Here is a 13,887-nt window from a genome sequence, read left to right as displayed (position 1 = left end):
CGGCCGGAGCGGACCCACCGGAACGTACTTCAGGTACGTGAGGATGGGGAGCACCGGACCAACGCCGCAGATCGCCCGCGCAGTAGCCTCACACCCGTTCGAAGATGCCGGCGGCGCCTTGCCCCATGCCCACACACATCGTCACCATCCCGTACTTCAACTGGTGCCGATGCAGCGCATGGATCACGGTTGCGGCGCGTATCGCGCCGGTCGCGCCCAGTGGATGGCCCAATGCAATCGCGCCGCCCATGGGGTTTACCTTCGCGGCATTCAAACCCAGCGTGTTGATGACCGCCAGCGACTGTGCGGCAAAGGCTTCATTCAGTTCATACCAGTCGATATCGTCCTGCTTCAAACCTGCGTAACGCAACGCGGCCGGGATCGCCTCGATGGGGCCTATGCCCATGATGTGTGGCGGCACACCTTTGGCCGCGTAACTGACGAATCGCGCGAGCGGCTTGAGGCCGTGTTCCTTCACCGCCTTTTCACTGGCCAGGATCAGCGCGCCTGCACCGTCCGAAGTTTGCGAGCTGTTGCCCGCCGTGACCGAGCCGCGCGCGGCAAACACCGTCTTGAGTTTGGCCAGGCCTTCCAGCGAGGTGTCAGGGCGTGGGCCCTCGTCCAGACTCACGCTGCGGGTCTTGCTGATGACTTCACCGCTTTCCAGATCGGGGGCACGGTCGGTCACCTCCACCGGCGTGATCTCGGCCGTGAACGCGCCCGCCTGCTGCGCCTTGATGGCTTTTTGGTGTGATTCAAGCGCAAACTGGTCTTGCGCATCGCGCGAGACTTTCCACTGCTGCGCAACCTTCTCGGCTGTCAGGCCCATGCCGTAGGCAATGCCGATGTTTTCATCGTTGCCAAACATGGCCGGCGACAGCGAAGGCGAATTGCCCGACATGGGCACCATGCTCATGCTTTCGGTGCCGGCAGCAATCATCACGTCGGCTTCGCCGACACGGATGCGGTCCGCTGCCATCTGGATGGCGGAGAGGCCCGATGCGCAGAAACGATTGACGGTGATGCCACCCACGCTGGTCGGCAAGCCGGCCAGCACCGCGCCAATACGCGCAATGTTCAGGCCCTGCGGGCCTTCGGGGATCGCGCAGCCGCAGATGATGTCTTCAATCGTTTTTGGGTCCAGCGTGGGCACTTGCGCAAGCGCGGCCTGCAGCGCGCGGACCAGCAGGTCGTCGGGACGGGTATTGCGAAAAAAACCCCGGTGCGATCGCCCAATGGGCGTGCGTGTGGCTGCAACGATGTAGGCTTCCTGGACTTGTTTGGCCATGATGTCAGTTCCTTTGATTCTTTACTTAACTTTTTCGTGGACCGGACGGAATCCAGGCCCACACAAATTCACATTCGACCGGGTTCACGCCGGCCTCATCCGTCACGGTGACCGCCACGGTCACTTCACCCTTGTCGCTGGCCTGCATGGCGGCGCGCTGTTCGTCACTCAAGGTGGCCACGGCGCGCAGCGCGCCGGTAGCGCGCTTCTTGAACGCCATCTTCAGTTCCTTGGCCAGCGGCGTACAGTCATCCCGCACATTCATGCCCACCACCATGCCGGTAGCGGTTTCCGCCAGCAGATTCATCGCCGAAGCATGAATGCCGCCAATGTGGTTCTGCACTTTCCTCTCGTTCTTGATGCCGATCTCGACTCGGCCGGTCGTCATCTCAAGAAAATCAAGCCCCGCCGTTCCGGTGAAAGGCACGGCCCGGTGCATCACCAGCCCGCGACACCAGGCGCGCGCAAAGGCCGGCACGTCGGACAGCCGGTTCAGCTGGCGCTCGAGGCGGTTAGGAGAATGAGTGGTCATGGAAATTTGATCGTTTGAACGAAGTGAGGTGCGTGATTGAGAAAGCGTAGCGAGGAAGCCATCAGGCTAGGCGCGGGCGCCCGGAAACAACCGGAACGTACTTCTGTACGTGAGGATTGGTTCTGGGCTGCAACGACGCATGATGGCTCCGCAGTAGCTTTATCAATTACGCACAGGTTTGCCCGTGCTCATCATTCCCATGATCCGCTCTTGCGTTTTTGGGTGCTCCAGCAATGAGCAAAACGCCTTGCGCTCCAGCGTCATCAGATATTCTTCTGTCACCAGCGAGCCGGCGTCCACGTCGCCGCCGCACACCACGTTGGCGATCAGACTGGCAATGTGGAAGTCGTGCGCGCTGATAAAACCGCCGTCGCGCATGTTCACGAGCTGGCCCTTGATGGTGGCCAACCCGCTGCGGCCCACCACCGGGAAGAACCGCTTGTGGGGCGCGCGATAGCCTGCATTGAACAGCGCGCGCGCTTCATTGAGCGCCACGTACAGCAGCTCGTCCTTGTTCGGAACGATCACGTCGCTGCCCTCCAGATAACCGATCTTGCGACTCTCAATCGCGCTGGTGCCGACCTTGGCCATGGCCGCGGCGGTAAAACCCTCGGTCAGGAAAGGCAACACGTCCTTGTTGGTCGACGTCGCGGCATTTTCGGCGGCTCGACGCGCGATGTAGGTCAGGCCACCGGCGCCGGGCACCAGGCCCACACCGACTTCGACCAGGCCGATGTAACTTTCCATCGCCGCCACGCGTTTGGCTGAATACACCGCCAGCTCGCAGCCACCGCCCAGCGCCAGGCCGCGCACGGCTGAGACCACCGGCACCGACGCGTAACGCAGTTTCAGCATGACGTTTTGCATCTCGGCCTCGGCACCTTCCACGGCCGATACACCAGCCATCATGAAGGCCGGCAACATGGCCTGCAGGTCGGCACCGGCCGAGAACATCTCGTCGTTGGACCAGATCACGAGGCCCTTGTAACTCTTCTCTGCAAGGTCCACCGCCATTGCCAGGCCTTCGACAACATCAGGGCTGATGGCGTGCATCTTGGTCTTGATGCTGGCGATGACCACGTCGCCCTGGTCGCCGTCCAGCGTCCAGAGGCGGATAGCATCGTCTTCATGAAGCGTGGTGCCGGCCGTCGTGAACGACGGGGCATTCGAGCCCAACACGTTCTCGGGGAAAAACTGGCGCTCGTACACCGGCAATTCGCGGCGCGCGATGAACTTCTTCGCCGATGCGCTCCACGAGCCTTCCGGCGTGTGCACACCACCCGCGTCAGCCACCGGGCCCTTGAAGACCCAGTCCGGCAAGGGGGCGGCGCTGATGGCCTTTCCGGCATCTATGTCTTCCTTGATCCAGTTGGCCACCTGCAGCCAGCCGGCTTCCTGCCAGAGTTCGAACGGACCCTGCTTGGCACCAAAACCCCAGCGCATCGCAAAGTCGATGTCGCGCGCCGTATCGGCAATGGTGGCAAGGTGCACGGCAGCGTAATGAAACTGGTCGCGCAAAATCGCCCATAGAAAACGCGGCTCGGCGCCTTCGGCTTCGCGCAGCAATCTCAAGCGTTCGCCCGCGGGCTTCTTGAGCATGCGGCCGACCACCTCGTCGGCCTTGGCACCACCGGCGACGTACTCCATGCTCTCCGGGTCCAGCCGCATGATGTCGCGGCCGACTTTTTTGTAAAAGCCGGCGCCGGTTTTTTGGCCCAGGCTTTTCGATTCCAGCAACTTCGCCAGCACAGGCGGCGTGCCGTACATGCTTTCAAACGGGTCTGGCGTCTTGCCTTCGCCGAGGTTGTCCTGCAGCGTCTTGATGACATGCGCCATGGTGTCCAGGCCTACCACGTCGGCGGTGCGGAAGGTGCCGGAGCTGGCGCGTCCCAGTTTCTTGCCGGTCAGATCATCGACCACGTCATAGCTCAAGCCAAAGTTTTCGGCTTCCTTGATGGTGGCCAGCATGCCGGCAATACCCACGCGGTTGGCAATGAAGTTGGGCGTGTCGTGCGCGCGGATCACACCTTTGCCCAGGCCGCTGGTCACGAAGGCTTCGAGGTCGTCCAGCACCTTGGGTTCGGTGGTAGGCGTGTTGATGAGCTCGACCAGCGTCATGTAGCGCGGCGGGTTGAAAAAATGGATGCCGCAGAAACGTGGCTTGATGGACTCAGGCAGCGCTTCGCTCAATTGGGTGATGGACAGGCCCGAGGTGTTGCTGGCGACGATGGCGCCGTCCGCAATGAAAGGCGCGATCTTGTGGTACAGGTCGGTCTTCCAGTCCATGCGCTCGGCAATCGCTTCGATGATCAGGTCGCACTCTTTCAGAACATCCATGTGTTCCTCGTAGTTCGCCTGGCCAATCAGGGCCGCATCTTCCGGCACACCGAGAGGCGCCGGCTTGATTTTTTTCAGCCCTTCGACGGCCTTGATCACAATGCCGTTTTTCGGTCCTTCTTTGGCCGGCAGGTCAAACAGCACCACCGGGATTTTGAGGTTGACCAGATGCGCGGCGATTTGCGCACCCATCACACCGGCGCCGAGAACAGCGACTTTTTTGACTTGGAAACGTGACATGTTTCGTTCCTTATGGATTATTTGTTTCGTTGCGTGTGCGGAATCCCAGTCCAGTGACAGCGTGGAAGCGGCTGTGCCGGGCCACAGCTGTCGCCCCTGGAAGGGGGGATGTGGCTACACGCAGTGAGCCGCAGGCGGGGTGGGCCATTTACTGCACACGCACCCAGGTCTGGGTCCGTCCGAAGGGGCCGAAAGAGCCGCGCACTTCCAGCTTTTTCCCGCCCTCGATGGGTGTCAGGCGCAGGCTGTAGTTGCGGCCGTTTTCAGGGTCAAGAATCTTGCCGCCCTCCCAAACGTCTTTGCCTTCCGCCTTTTTGGCGCCGCGGATGATCTCCAGGCCGAGGATGGGCTGGTCCTTGCGTTCATCGCTGCATTTGTCGCAGGTGTCGTCAGGCTTGACGTCCTTCCCGAGCCGCTTGTCGATCTTGCCGCTGAACACACCGCCGGATTCGACAATCCGGATCTCGGCTTTCGCCTCGCCGGTCTTGTCGTCGATGTTGCGCCACAGCCCCGCTGGCGTCATCTGGGCCAGCGCCGACAGCGAAGATGCTCCTAAAATAATAGCTATTAGCGCACGGTACATACGGGCTCCAGGGTTAAAACGCTTGTAATTCGAGAAAATTCCGGCATCAGGCAAGCGCAGCGTCGGTATCCATCAAGGCCTTGCTGCCGCTGCGGGCTGTGCGCATCAGCGTCGCGGTCTCAGGGAAGAGCTTGGCGAAGTAAAAACGCGCCGTCTGCAGCTTGGCCTGGTAGAACGGGTCGGTGTTGCCAGCAGCCACTTCGCGCAGCGCAACCTGCGCCATGCGAGCCCAGAAATAGCCGAACACCAGGTGACCTGCGACGCGCAGATAGTCCACCGCAGCGGCACCAACCTCGTCCGGGTTCTGGAAACCCTTGAAACCCAGCTCCGTTGTGAACTTGGTCATCTGGTCAGCCAGGTAGGCCAGCGGGTTGATGAACTCGGCCATCTTCTCGTTGACTCCCTCTTCAGCAATCAGCGCGCCAATGATCTTGCCGAACTTCTTGAGCGTGGCGCCGTTGTTGCCCAGCACCTTGCGGCCTAACAGGTCCAGCGACTGGATGGTGTTGGTGCCTTCGTAGATCATGTTGATGCGGTTGTCGCGCACAAACTGCTCCATGCCCCATTCCTTGATGAAGCCGTGGCCGCCAAAGACCTGCATGCAGGCGTTGGTGGAGATGTGCCCGTTGTCGGTGAGGAAAGCCTTGACGATGGGTGTCAGCAGCGACAACACCTCGCCGCTGTCCTTGCGCACCTGTTCATCGGGATGGTAATGCTCCTTGTCCAGCAACACCGCACAGTAAATCGCCAGCGCCCGGCCGCCTTCAGCGTAGGCCTTGGCGGTCAGCAGCATCTTGCGCACATCGGGGTGCACGATGATCGGGTCGGCTGTCTTGTCCTTGGCTTTCACGCCCGACAGCGAACGCATCTGGGTGCGGTCCTTGGCATAAGCGAGAGCGTTCTGGTAAGCCACTTCGGTCAGGCCCAGCGACTGGTTGCCCACGCCCAGGCGTGCCGCATTCATCATCACAAACATGCCTTGCATGCCTTTGTTGGGCTGGCCCACCAGCGTGCCCGTGGCGCCATCGATGACGATCTGCGCGGTTGCGTTGCCGTGGATGCCCATCTTGTGCTCCAGGCCACCACAATAAATGCCATTGCGCGCACCCGGTGTGCCGTCCGGGTTAACCATGAATTTGGGCACGATGAACAGGCTGACGCCCTTGATGCCGGGCGGTGCGTCGGTAATGCGGGCCAGCACGAGGTGAATGATGTTGTCCGCCATGTCGTGTTCGCCGGCGCTGATGAAAATCTTGTTGCCGGTGATCTTGTAGGTGCCGTCGGCCTGCGGTTCGGCCTTGGTGCGCATGAGGCCCAGATCCGTGCCGCAGTGTGGCTCGGTCAGGCACATGGTGCCGGTCCATTCGCCGCTGGTCATTTTCTGCAGATAGGTTTTCTTCTGCTCATCGGTACCATGGGCGTGCAGCGCAGCATGCGCGCCATGGGTCAGCCCGGGGTACATGGTCCAGGCCTGGTTGGCGCTGTTCAGCATTTCGTAGAAGCACTGGTTGACCACCAGCGGCAGGCCCTGGCCACCAAAATCGGTATCGCCACTCAAGGCGGGCCAGCCGCCTTCAACATACTTGTGGTAGGCCTCCTTGAAGCCTTTGGGCGTGGTCACGGCGTGGGTGACCGGGTCCAGCGTGCAACCCTCCTCGTCACCGCTGATGTTGAGGGGCAGAACCACCTCCGTGGCGAACTTGCCTCCTTCTTCGAGGATGGCGTTCATGGTGTCCACGTCGGCGTCAGCGTATTTGGCAATCGGCTTGAGTTCGTCAGTGACCTTGAGCACTTCGTGCATCACAAATTGCATGTCGCGCAGTGGCGGGGTGTATTGAGGCATGGAGACGTCCTTTTGAAGGGGAAATTAAACCGAAGAAGAGGGAATGGCGCGTTGTGCGCCCGCCAGGGTGGCGACGTTGCCATAACGCGCCAGAATGCTCTGGAAAGCCTGCAGCGTCCGCTCGATGGAGCCCGGCGACTTGAGAAAACGTGCTTCGTAGTGCAGCGCGAGGATCAGGCCATGGATCTCGAAGGCGATCTGGCGCTCGTCGGCATCGGCGCGAAGGTGCCCCGCCTCCTTGGCAAGCACCACAGCGCGATACATGGCGGCCAGCCAGGTCTGCACCGACGTTGCCAGAGCGTCGCGCACCGGACCGGGCCGGTCGTCAAACTCCACCGCGCCGCTGATAAAAATGCAGCCCGACTGCAACTCGACCGCGACGCGCTTCATCCAGTTGCCGAACAGGGCCTGCACACGTGGCAAGCCTCTGGGCTCGTTGAGGGCGGGATAAAAAACTTCTTCCTCAAACCGCGCGAAATACTCGCGGATCACGGAAATCTGCAGTTCCTCACGTGAGCCGAAGTGCGCAAACACCCCCGACTTGCTCATGTGCATGACCTCGGCCAGTGCACCGATGCTCAGGCCTTCCAGGCCGATCTGCGTGGCCAGTCCGAGCGCGGCATCGACAATGGCAGCCTTGGTTTGCTGGCCTTTTTGCAGGCCGGCCTGGCCTGCACGGCCGCCGTCCCGCCCGCTGGAGCGGGTGGCTTTGGAGGAAAGTTCAGTCACAGACATGGATGGGCGATGGAAGAAGAAAGGTGTAAGACAACAAAAACGAACGACCGTTCTATTTTGCCGCAAAACCGGTGCCGTCAACCCGAATCAGGAAAAAATCGGGCTTTATAGAGGGTCGGGCCTAAGGCCAACAAGGGTAAACCCGAAACCCTTAAAAAGCGCGTTTCGAGATGACCGCAGACAGTTCCACAGGGTCGACAGGTTTGGTCAGGTACCATTCAAACCCGGCCGCGATCAGCCATGGCCGGCCCGCAGGCCACGAACACGGGAAAGGCCGAGTTCAGGATCAGGCTGACCACCGAACGCAGCGGGGGCGGCCACTGCTGCGGCAGGCCCAGCGGCGAGCCGGACCCGTCCTTCTCGCGCATCAGACGCGCCGCCGGCGTGTTGCCCGAGAAAAAAAGGCAGATCGGAGGCGTCGGTCGTGCGCCGCAGTTTACTTGGCGGCCCGCCCTGCAAGCGAAGCTGAAAGCCTCACAGCTTGAAAGGCACGACGATCTGGCGCTGCTCACCCAGGCCTTCGATGCCCAGCCTCATCACATCGCCCTTTTTCAGGTACATCGGCGGTTTCATGCCCAGACCGACGCCGGGTGGCGTGCCGGTGGTAATCACGTCGCCGGGCAGCAGGGTCATGAACTGACTGCAGTAACTGACGATCTTGGCCACGCTGAAAATCATGGTTTTTGTATTGCCGGTCTGCATGCGCTTGCCGTTGAGGTCCAGCCACATGGCGAGTTTTTGCGGATTGGGGACCTCATCACGCGTCACCAGCCAGGGGCCCAGCGGGCCGAAGGTGTCGCAGCCCTTGCCCTTGTCCCAGGTGCCGCCGCGCTCGATCTGGAACTCGCGCTCGCTGACATCGTTGATGGTGCAATAACCGGCGACAAAATTGAGCGCGTCCTTTTGCGACACATAACGTGCCCGGGCACCGATCACCACGCCGAGCTCGACCTCCCAGTCGGTCTTGACCGAGCCCTTGGGCAGCATCACTGCGTCACTGGGGCCCTGGATGCAGCTGGTGGCCTTCATGAACACCACCGGCTCCGGCGGAATCGGCAGACCGGATTCGGCCGCATGGTCGGCGTAATTCAGGCCGATGGCGATGAATTTTCCGACATTGCCGACCGGGCTGCCCAGGCGCGGTGAACCTTTCACCAGCGGAAGATTGGCCGCCTTGAGCTTGCGCAATTTGGCCAACGCGGCGTCGCCTAACTGCTCCGGCCCAATGTCCTTGACCACCGCGCTGAGGTCACGCAGCTTGCCATCGGCATCAATCAGGCCGGGCTTTTCCTTGCCGGGGTTGCCGTAACGAACGAGTTTCATATTTTTTCCTTTTTATGTAAAAACAAATCAAATGAGGGCATCAATACGTGGATCGGCCCCCGGACAGGTCGAATACCGCGCCGGTGGAGAACGAACATTCTTCGGTGCACAGCCAGCCCACCATGGCAGCCACTTCCTCCGGCGTGCCGAAACGCCCCATGGGAATTTTCGACAACATGAAGGCGATGTGTTCGGGACTCATCTGGTCGAAGATCGCGGTCTTGACGGCGGCTGGCGTGACACAGTTAACGCGCACGCCGGTGTCCGCCAGCTCCTTGCCCAGCGACTTGGTCAGCGCGATCACCGCCGCCTTGCTGGCGCTGTAGGCGCTGGCGTTCGGGTTGCCGTCTTTGCCCGCCACCGACGCGATGTTGACGATGCGGCCATAGTTATTGGCGCGCAGGTGCGGCGTCCATTCGCGACAGCACAGGAACAGCCCGTTGAGATTGACGGCCATCACCTGCTCCCATGCCTCCACCGGGTAGTCCCAGAGCTTGAGGTTGGGACCGGTCACGCCGGCACTGTTGACCAAGGCATCCACCCGGGGCGCATGTTGAAGCGTCGCTTGAACCGCGGCGCAAACCGAGGCGTGCTGCGACACATCCACCGCCACCGCCCACGCCCGCGCGCCCAGCGAAGCGGCCGCCTTGCCAGCGACCGCTTCGTCGCGATCCCACAGGGTGACGCTGCCGCCGGACGCGATGAGACGCTGGGCAATAGCGAATCCCAGGCCGGTAGCCCCGCCGGTGACCACCGCATGGCGGTCGCCGAAGTCGAGCTGGTTCATATCGTCATGCCGCCGTCGATGCTCCAGGACTGGCCGGTCACAAACGCCGATTCATCGCTGGCCAGGAAGGTGACCAACGGCGCGATCTCGTGTGCCTGCGCGAGCCGCCCCATGGGCTGACGCGCGACAAAGTTCTTACGCGCCTCGACCGGGTCCTCGAACACATTGATGCGGTCCTGCAGGGACGGCGTGTCGACCGTGCCGGGACAGATCGCGTTGCAGCGTATGCCCTGGGTCACGAAGTCTGCCGCCACACTTTTGGAGAGGCCTATCACCGCCGCCTTGGACGCGCTGTATATAAAGCGGTTCGGCAAGCCCTTGATGCTGCAGACGCTGGCCATGTTGATGATGCTGCCGCCGCCCTTGCCGCCGTTGTTGGTCAACATCTTCGGCAGCGCTGCCTGGATGGCCCAGTACTGCGAGCGCACATTGAGGTTGAAGGCGAACTCCCACTCCTCGTCCGTGGCCTGCAGGATGGAGCCGGCGTGCACAAAACCTGCGCAGTTGAACAACACATGTATCGCCGGCATGTCGCCAATCACTTTAGCAATCGCCGCCTTGTCGAGCACATTGAGCGCGACCGCATGGATATTGGGTACGCCGTCATAAGCGGCCAGCAGTTCTTCATTCACGTCGGTGGCCCAGACCTGGGCGCCCTCTGCGGCCATGGCCAGCGCGCTGGCTTTACCTATGCCCTGCCCGGCGGCGGTGACCAGCGCGGTTTTTCCTTCGAGTCTCATGGATGTGTCCTGTTGTTGCGAAAGCGGCACCCGCAGACCCCGCTGCACAGGGTTTTGCCGGATGTTGCCGCCGGGGATTCATGGGATTATTAATTGGCCTTACCACTTGTCCAATTCTGACTAACCCTTAATCCTTCTTTTTCCGTGCCACCGCTGCAAACCGTCGAACCCCAACGCTTGTACCGCCAGATCGCGGGGCAGTTGCGCGCGCTTATCGCGTCCGGTGAGTTTGCGGTGGGCACACGTCTTCCAGCCGAGCGCGACCTTGCACGGCAACTCGGGGTCAGCCGGCCTTCCGTGCGTGAGGCGCTGATCGCGATGGAAGTCGAGGGCTGGGTCGAGGTGCGTACCGGCTCCGGCGTCTATGTGCTGGATCGCAGCAGCCATGCCGCCGCTGCTGCCGCCAGCCAGCCGCAGATTGCCCCCGATGAATGGGGGCCGCTGGAGTTGATACGCGCGCGCCGGGTGATTGAAGGCGAGATCGCATCCATCGCGGCGCTGCAGGCCAAACGCAAACATATCGGCGCGATGTGCAAGGCGCTGGAGGTCATGAAAAAAGATGCCGCCCGTGGCGTGTTGCCGCTGGAAGGCGACCGGGCCTTTCACACCGCCATTGTCGAATCGTCGGACAACGTGGTGCTGATTGAAACCGTTCAGCGCTTCTGGGACTCGCGGCGCGGCCCGCTATTCGAGCGCCTGGGTGGTTACTTTGAAAACCTGGAATCCTGGAGCGCCGCCATTAATGAACATGAGGCCATCCTGCAGGCGGTGCGTGAGCACGACGCCGCAGCCGCCCGACTGGCCATGCATGCCCACATGGACAACTCGCACACCCGCTTCAGCGTGAGCTGGCGCCAGGCGCGAGAACTCAAGGAGCCCTTCGCCAGCCTGGCGAAAGCCGAATGACGCACGAACCGCGGTGCACGGCTGGCATGTGCATCGTTTCCCTTTGAAAGCCAGTAACCACCCCCAAGAGGAGACACCATGAAGACACCGATCCAGAAACGAATTGCTCTCAAAACAATAGCTGCTTGCGCACTACTGGCGGGGGCTACCACCCCTTTTGGCATCGCAAATGCGCAGACCAAGCTGAAATAGGCACACGTTTATGAAACCTCCGAGCCCTACCACAAATGGTCGGTCTGGGCCGGCGAGGAATTCAAAAAACGCACCAATGGCAAGTACGAGATCCAGGTCTTCCCGGCCTCCAGCCTGGGCAAGGAAAGCGACATCAACCAGGGCCTGCAACTGGGCACGGTCGACATCATCCTGACCGGTGCCTCCTTTGCCTCCAACTCCTATCCGCGCCTGGCCGTCAGCTACTACCCGTTCACCTTCCGCGATGCGGACCACGTGGTGAAGTACGGTAAGAGTGATGTCTTCAAGGAATTGACCGAGGGCTACAAAAAAGCCACCGGCAACACCGTGACTGCATTGACCTATTACGGCGCGCGCCACGCCACCAGCAACAAGCTGTTCAAAAACTGCGACGAGATGAAAGGCATCAAGATGCGGGTGCCTGATTCGCCCGCCTACACCGCCCTGCCCCGCGCCTGCGGCGCCAACCCGACGCCGATTGCCTTTGCCGAGGTTTACCTGGCGCTGCAGAACGGGACCGTGGACGCGCAGGAAAATCCGCTGCCGACCATCGAAGCGAAAAAGTTCTTTGAAGTACAGAAGAACATCATCCTGACGGGCCACATCTCCGACGCGCTACTGACCGTGATCGCGCCCAGCCTCTGGGGCAAGCTGTCGCCAGCCGAGCAGAAAACCCTCACCGACGTGACGCAGGAAGCCGCTGTCAACGCTACCAACGACATCCGCAAGCGTGAAGGCGAACTGGCCGAGGAGTTCAAGAAGAAGGGCAACAACGTCGTGACCGTGGACCGCGCCGACTTTCAGCAGCGCGTGCTCAAGGCCATCACCTTCGAGTCCATGAAGCTGGAAAAGAAGGACTGGGACCGCGTCATCGCCATCAAGTAAGCGGCGCCAACACCGGGCTGCCCGACTGCGGCAGCCCGCCCCCTTCCCGGCCGACCAGCCGACCAGCCGACCAGCCCAGGATCAGCAGATCATGAAGATAGAAACCATTGACGACATGGCCCCCGTGATGGGAGCAGACGGTGAGTTCCACGTACAGGACGACGCGGTGGACCTTTCGGGCACCACGCTGGAAGGCTGGGTGGCACTGGGCTTTTTCTGGATCCTGGGCGCGACGGTGTTCTACCAGTTCTTCACGCGTTATGTGATGAACGATTCAGCCGCCTGGACCGAAGAAATTGCGCGTTACCTGCTGATTGCGGTGGTGTTCACCGGCGCCACCATCGGCGTGATCAAGAACAACCACATCCAGGTGGATTTTTTCTACAAGTTCATGCCCAAAGCCATGGGCCGCGTCATGGCCACTGCTGTGGACCTGATGCGCGTTGGCTTTTTCGCCGCGGCCACCGTCCTGACCTTGATGATGATGCTCAAGCTCGGCAGCAATTCCCGCATGACCATGGTTGATTTGCCGATGAACTGGGTCTATGGCATATGCCTGCTCGGTTTTGCGGCCATGACCTTCCGCTCAGTGCAGATCGCGCTGTTTCACCGCAAGCGCGGCTACTCCGTGCTGGAGCGCCCCGAGTCCTCCATGGACGACAAATAACAACACCTCATGCTCAAAATCATTTTTCTCCTGCTCATGAGCGGCGGCATTCCGGTCGCTATCGCCATGGCCGGCTCCTCGCTGATCTACATCTGGTGGACCGGCAACCTGCCCAGCTTTGTGGTGATTCACCGCATGATCAGCGGCATCGACAGCTTCCCGCTGCTGGCCGTGCCCTTTTTCATCCTCGCCGGCAACCTGATGAACAACGCCGGCATCACCAACCGCATCTACAACTATGCGCTGGCGCTGGTCGGCTGGCTCAAGGGCGGGCTGGGCCACGTCAACATCGTGGGCTCGGTGGTGTTTGCCGGCATGAGCGGTACCGCGATTGCCGACGCCGCCGGCTTGGGCACCATCGAAGTCAAAGCCATGACCGACCACGGCTACAGCAAGGAATTTGCCGTCGGCGTGACCGCCGCTTCGGCCACACTCGGGCCCATCATTCCGCCCAGCCTGCCGTTTGTGATCTACGGCATGATGGCCAATGTCAGCGTGGGCGCCCTGTTCCTCGCTGGCATCCTGCCGGGCGTGTTGATGGCCATCCTGATGATGCTGACAGTGGCGTACTTCGCTCACAAAAACGGCTGGGGCGGCGACATCAAGTTCGAGTGGCCGCGCGTGATCAAGGCCCTGGCGGAGACCGCCGTGGTGATCGTATGGCCGGTGCTGGTCTGGCTGCTGATCGTCAAGGGTGGGCTGCCAGCGCAAATCACCGTGGTGGTGTGCTTGGCCGCGCTGTTTGCTGCGGACCGCTTCTTCAAGTTCCACGCGGTACTGCCCATCATGACGCCGGTGCTGCTGATTGGCGGCATGACCACCGGTATCT

13 protein-coding genes and 1 pseudogene are annotated in these 13,887 nt (G+C 61.3%); 4 read left to right on the top strand and 10 right to left on the bottom strand.

Going from position 1 to position 13,887, the window contains the following annotated elements; translation table 11 throughout:
• Positions 1-88: 88 nt before the first annotated feature.
• The 10 genes from H0W47_RS08095 to H0W47_RS08050 all read right to left on the bottom strand — a co-directional run bounded on the left by H0W47_RS08095 (position 89) and on the right by H0W47_RS08050 (position 10,408).
• Positions 89-1,288 carry an acetyl-CoA C-acyltransferase gene (locus tag H0W47_RS08095; RefSeq protein ID WP_296922879.1) on the bottom strand — a complete coding sequence of 400 codons (1,200 nt, stop codon included), beginning with the start codon at positions 1,286-1,288 and terminating at the stop codon, positions 89-91.
• Positions 1,289-1,313: 25 nt separating this feature from the next.
• Positions 1,314-1,820 carry a DUF4442 domain-containing protein gene (locus tag H0W47_RS08090; protein ID WP_296922877.1) on the bottom strand — a complete coding sequence of 169 codons (507 nt, stop codon included), beginning with the start codon at positions 1,818-1,820 and terminating at the stop codon, positions 1,314-1,316.
• A 162-nt stretch (positions 1,821-1,982) separates the two neighbouring features.
• On the bottom strand, positions 1,983-4,397 hold the full coding sequence (locus H0W47_RS08085) for a 3-hydroxyacyl-CoA dehydrogenase/enoyl-CoA hydratase family protein (RefSeq protein ID WP_296922874.1): 2,415 nt from the start codon (positions 4,395-4,397) through the stop codon (positions 1,983-1,985).
• A gap of 148 nt (positions 4,398-4,545) precedes the next feature.
• A complete protein-coding gene (locus tag H0W47_RS08080; protein ID WP_296922871.1) occupies positions 4,546-4,980 on the bottom strand; it encodes a DUF2147 domain-containing protein in 435 nt (144 codons plus the stop codon).
• A 46-nt stretch (positions 4,981-5,026) separates the two neighbouring features.
• Complete coding sequence (locus H0W47_RS08075; protein ID WP_296922869.1) at positions 5,027-6,823, bottom strand: acyl-CoA dehydrogenase C-terminal domain-containing protein; 1,797 nt, start codon at positions 6,821-6,823, stop codon at positions 5,027-5,029.
• Positions 6,824-6,847: 24 nt separating this feature from the next.
• Positions 6,848-7,558, bottom strand: a complete 711-nt coding sequence (locus H0W47_RS08070; RefSeq protein WP_296922866.1) for a TetR/AcrR family transcriptional regulator — start codon at positions 7,556-7,558, stop codon at positions 6,848-6,850.
• Positions 7,559-7,776: 218 nt separating this feature from the next.
• Positions 7,777-7,926 (bottom strand): hypothetical protein, encoded by a 150-nt coding sequence (locus H0W47_RS08065; RefSeq protein ID WP_296922862.1) that lies wholly within the window; start codon positions 7,924-7,926, stop codon positions 7,777-7,779.
• A 106-nt stretch (positions 7,927-8,032) separates the two neighbouring features.
• Positions 8,033-8,881 carry a fumarylacetoacetate hydrolase family protein gene (locus tag H0W47_RS08060; RefSeq protein WP_296922859.1) on the bottom strand — a complete coding sequence of 283 codons (849 nt, stop codon included), beginning with the start codon at positions 8,879-8,881 and terminating at the stop codon, positions 8,033-8,035.
• A gap of 40 nt (positions 8,882-8,921) precedes the next feature.
• Positions 8,922-9,668, bottom strand: a complete 747-nt coding sequence (locus tag H0W47_RS08055) for an SDR family NAD(P)-dependent oxidoreductase (RefSeq protein ID WP_296922856.1) — start codon at positions 9,666-9,668, stop codon at positions 8,922-8,924.
• Positions 9,665-10,408, bottom strand: a complete 744-nt coding sequence (locus H0W47_RS08050; protein ID WP_296922854.1) for an SDR family oxidoreductase — start codon at positions 10,406-10,408, stop codon at positions 9,665-9,667. The genes H0W47_RS08055 and H0W47_RS08050 overlap by 4 nt, the downstream gene beginning before the upstream one ends.
• Before the next feature lie 144 nt (positions 10,409-10,552).
• Here H0W47_RS08050 and H0W47_RS08045 point away from each other — a divergent pair, with 144 nt between their 5' ends.
• The 4 genes and pseudogenes from H0W47_RS08045 to H0W47_RS08030 form a co-directional block, all read left to right on the top strand.
• Positions 10,553-11,314: a FadR/GntR family transcriptional regulator gene (locus H0W47_RS08045; protein ID WP_296922851.1), complete on the top strand. Its 762-nt coding sequence runs from the start codon at positions 10,553-10,555 to the stop codon at positions 11,312-11,314.
• Positions 11,315-11,392: 78 nt separating this feature from the next.
• Positions 11,393-12,391 (top strand): annotated as a pseudogene (locus H0W47_RS08040) (sialic acid TRAP transporter substrate-binding protein SiaP).
• Positions 12,392-12,482: 91 nt separating this feature from the next.
• Positions 12,483-13,058: a TRAP transporter small permease gene (locus H0W47_RS08035; protein WP_296922848.1), complete on the top strand. Its 576-nt coding sequence runs from the start codon at positions 12,483-12,485 to the stop codon at positions 13,056-13,058.
• Positions 13,059-13,067: 9 nt separating this feature from the next.
• The coding region (locus H0W47_RS08030; RefSeq protein ID WP_296922845.1) for a TRAP transporter large permease at positions 13,068-13,887 on the top strand (820 nt) is incomplete at its 3' end.

This window comes from Polaromonas sp., assembly GCF_013817205.1.
Classification (GTDB): domain Bacteria; phylum Pseudomonadota; class Gammaproteobacteria; order Burkholderiales; family Burkholderiaceae_C; genus Polaromonas.
Note: the sequence above shows the minus strand (reverse complement) of the source record. Positions and strands in the feature narration are given on the sequence as shown.